Source organism: Paenibacillus sp. 01T422 (assembly GCF_056398785.1).
Genome location: NZ_JBFTQB010000638.1, coordinates 1 through 3,852 on the forward strand (window position 1 = coordinate 1; position 3,852 = coordinate 3,852).

Here is a 3,852-nt window from a genome sequence, read left to right on the forward strand (position 1 = left end):
GTTTGTTCCTGAASATATTTTACTGCTTCTTTTTTAAAATCTTCGTTATATCGTTGGCGTTGCTCTCCCATTGGCGGACACCCCCCTATTCGTTAAGTCTATTATTGGGGTCACTTAACGGATGTGTCCACTTCTTATTCTAGCCGCATAGAGGCTCTTATGTTTGCTCAAAACCACAATGGCAAGGGAATAAGAGTCTCCAAAGACTCTTATCCATTAATACCCATCAGCGGAGCAATCAGCGAAGGCGAAGGCAAAGGCAGGGGTTCAATCATCCCCTACAAAAACAAGTTCTTTCCCGCAGCGTCCCACACATAGGAACGAATCCGTTTCTGTCCGCTGGACGGTCGAATAATGCCCTTCTGGTGCAGCGAATGCAGCCATTTGCGTGCATGTTCCACACGAATGCCCAGATGCGCAGACACGTCACGAGGCTTGAGTGGAGTCGTGGCGCTTGCTGCGAGGCGAACGATCTCCTTTTCCCGGTGAGCAAGCGATAAGGTAGGAGACTGCTCATCTCCGTACCAGCGTCCCATAAAATGCAGGATCATTTGCTGACAGCGTCGCTGCTTGTGAGTAATGTCATCGTAAGAAAAGCGGAGCACTTTCCATCCGTCCAGGACGAGTTGGTTTTGACGCATGAGATTGTCTCCAAAGCGGGAGCGGTCAATGTCTCTGGCATGAGGACCAAAGCCATCAATTTCAATGGCAATACGGTACGGTGGCCGGAGATAGGCAAAATCGATGAAGCGAGTGCCGTCCTGAAAATCTTTCACTTCATATTCGGGATGCAATTGACGAAAGTGCCCGATAGCCGTCCACCACACTTGCCGCAAAAATAACGTTTCCGCATGCCCGTGTCCTTCTAGCAATCTACGCATCCGCTCGCCGGAGCGTTTTACCTTATGACAGTTAATAAAAGCTTCATACTCTACTTCAAAGCTCAAGCCAATCCCCTCCAAACAAAATAAACCGCCTCTCCCATAGGAAAGACGGTGTTCTTCACGCATCATGAGTTTACATGTATTTATATTTCCATATTTCCATGTTTACATCATTTCCATATTTTCACGTGTTCAAATACTCCACTAACCGCTACAATGCATTCTCAATATGCTCATCAATATACTTCTCCAGCTTAATCCGCACATAAGGCGGCAAGCCAGATAGCATACAGCCATAGCGGAACTTATCGCCATCCGTCTCGATCCGAATCACGCGAGCGGTGATTGGCGGAAGCTCCGCTTCCTGCGGAAAGTGGATGACGATGAACATATCCGGCGCTAGTGGCGCAGCGGTTGTGATTTGCAGTCCGCTTTCCGACAAGTCGAAGAGCGTGCCGTCGATGTTTTGGCCGGAGAAGGAACCTTCCTGCTCCCATTGATAGATGGACAACTTCAAGTTGATGTCCAGCTTCACACGTGTGTTCCGGCGGCGTTCACGGCCAGAAAGCGGCGATGCCGGCTTCTCTTGGGCGACAACAGCAGGCTCGTTAGCTTTAGTGATTTGCTGTCCCATCCAATCTTCATAGCATTGGATGACAGAACTCATATCCTCATCACCGAGTCCCTTGCTTAGTCCCATTTGGAATAAGCTTGCTGTAGTTTGCAGCAGCGGAGCTGGCAGTTGGAAATTACTCGCCAGCCCTTGCGCAAGCAAGAGATCCTTGAGCATCAGCTTTAAGGAGAATTGATTGCTGAAATCTCGATTCAATATTTTATCGCCTTTGAGGTCGACTATTTTGCTGTTTGCACCGCCAGAGCGGACGATTTCTAGAAATTTTTCAAGGTTAACCCCTGCTTTGGACGCAATGGATAATCCTTCGGCAAGACCAAGCAGATTAATGCCCACCATGGTGTTATTGGCAAGCTTGGCATAGGAACCGGAGCCTGAGGGCCCTAGGTAAAGGGCTCTACGACCCATCGCAAGGAACAACTGCTCATGTTCTTCAAACACTTCCTGGCTTCCGCCGACCATGAACGTAAGCGAACCTTCTTCGGCAGCAGGCTTACTGCCTGTGACAGGCGCGTCGAGGAAGTCGACGAAATGAGCCGCAAGCTCCTCAGCCAGCTTTTGGCTTGTTTGTGGAGAAACAGTACTGGAATCAATGATCGTAAGAGCCGGATGAATACCGCTTAGAACGCCTTCTTCGCTGTAAAATATATCTAATAAAGCGGCATCGTTGCTAAGCATGGTGAACAGTACATCCGAATGACGGGCGGCATCGGCAGGTGTTGAAGCCACTTCAGCGCCAAGACGAGCCAGCTCGTCCGCTTTTTCAGGAGTACGGTTATAAACGGTTACCATAAAACCTTTTTGAATAAGGTTAGCAGCCATGGGTTTGCCCATTGTGCCAAGTCCGATAAAGCCGATACGTTTCATGATCATTCACCTCTGGAATCATTTTATCATGGGAAATCTAACCTGTGAATGCCTTCTTTACTTGCTTTTGTACAAGCAAATAAGTATGCTAGGAAAAGGAAAAAAATAGAGATGGAGGCGAGCATATTGAGCTCTAAGCTACAATTTGACTACAGCAAGGCATTGTCCTTTTTATCCCAACATGAGGTTGATTATTTGTCTGGGCAGGTAGAACTGGCGCATGATCAGCTGCATAACAAAACAGGTGCCGGCTCTGATTATTTAGGATGGGTGGAACTTCCTGAGAAGTATGACCGTGAGGAATTTGCTCGCATTCAAGCGGCGGCTAAGCAAATTCAATCTGACTCTGAAGCGCTGGTTGTTATCGGAATTGGCGGTTCTTATTTGGGAGCACGTGCAGCGCTTGAAATGCTGTCCCATTCGTTCTATAACATTTTGCCTAAAGATAAAAGAAAAACGCCTGAGGTTTATTTCGTCGGAAATAACATCTCTTCTACATATGTAACACACCTTCTTCAATTGCTGGAAGGCAAAGATTTCTCCGTGAACGTAATTTCGAAGTCCGGAACAACGACAGAGCCAGCGATTGCTTTCCGTATTTTCCGTGAACTGCTCGAGAAGAAATATGGCAAGGAAGCTGCTCGCAAACGTATCTATGCAACTACGGATCAAGCTAGAGGCGCTTTGAAAACACTAGCCAATGAAGAGGGCTACGAGTCTTTCGTAATTCCTGATGATGTAGGCGGACGGTATTCCGTTCTAACTGCAGTTGGCTTGCTGCCAATCGCGACAGCTGGTATTGATGTAGAAGCGATCATGAAAGGTGCTGCGGATGCACAACGCGAGTATGCGAATCCGAAGCTTAGTGAGAACCAGGCGTATCAATACGCTGCTGTTCGTAACGCGCTTTACCGCAAAGGCAAAACGATCGAAATTCTCGTTAACTACGAGCCGTCTTTGCACTTCGTTTCGGAATGGTGGAAGCAGCTGTTCGGCGAAAGCGAAGGGAAAGATTACAAAGGCATTTACCCAGCTTCTGTAGACTTCTCTACAGATCTTCACTCCATGGGCCAATTCGTTCAAGACGGCAACCGCATCTTGTTTGAAACGGTGATTCAAGTTGACCAAGTGGCTGATCATATTACGATCGGTACGGATGCTGATGATTTGGACGGACTTAACTTCCTGAGCGGGAAAACAATGGATTTCGTGAACAAAAAGGCTTTCCAGGGCACGATGCTTGCCCACACGGACGGACACGTACCGAATCTGATCGTTACGCTGCCGGATATGACGCCTTACTCCTTCGGATACATGGTATATTTCTTTGAAAAAGCCTGCGGCATCAGCGGTTACTTGATGGGTGTGAACCCTTTTGACCAACCAGGCGTTGAAGCTTATAAGAAGAATATGTTTGCGCTTCTAGGCAAACCAGGTTACGAGAAAGAAAAAGCGGAGCTGGAAGCACGT

The 3,852-nt window shown here is 47.7% G+C and carries 3 protein-coding genes; 1 reads left to right on the plus strand and 2 read right to left on the minus strand.

Annotated features, from left to right (window positions below; all coding sequences use genetic code 11):
• Window positions 1-278 precede the first annotated feature (278 nt).
• Complete coding sequence (locus AC1DUA_RS27890; RefSeq protein WP_477502863.1) at window positions 279-947, minus strand: DNA-binding response regulator; 669 nt, start codon at window positions 945-947, stop codon at window positions 279-281.
• A gap of 148 nt (window positions 948-1,095) precedes the next feature.
• Window positions 1,096-2,382, minus strand: coding sequence for an NAD(P)-binding domain-containing protein (locus tag AC1DUA_RS27895; RefSeq protein WP_477502864.1), 1,287 nt, complete (start codon window positions 2,380-2,382; stop codon window positions 1,096-1,098).
• A gap of 126 nt (window positions 2,383-2,508) precedes the next feature.
• On the opposite strand from AC1DUA_RS27895, the gene AC1DUA_RS27900 reads away from it, so the two are divergent.
• Window positions 2,509-3,852: glucose-6-phosphate isomerase (locus AC1DUA_RS27900; RefSeq protein ID WP_477502865.1), on the plus strand; the 1,344-nt coding region annotated here is incomplete at its 3' end.

What these genes read in the sequence shown, in the direction of transcription:
- AC1DUA_RS27895 (WP_477502864.1), bottom strand. Translation starts at nt 2,382, where the DNA reads ATGAAACGTATCGGCTTTATCGGACTTGGCACAATGGGCAAACCCATG.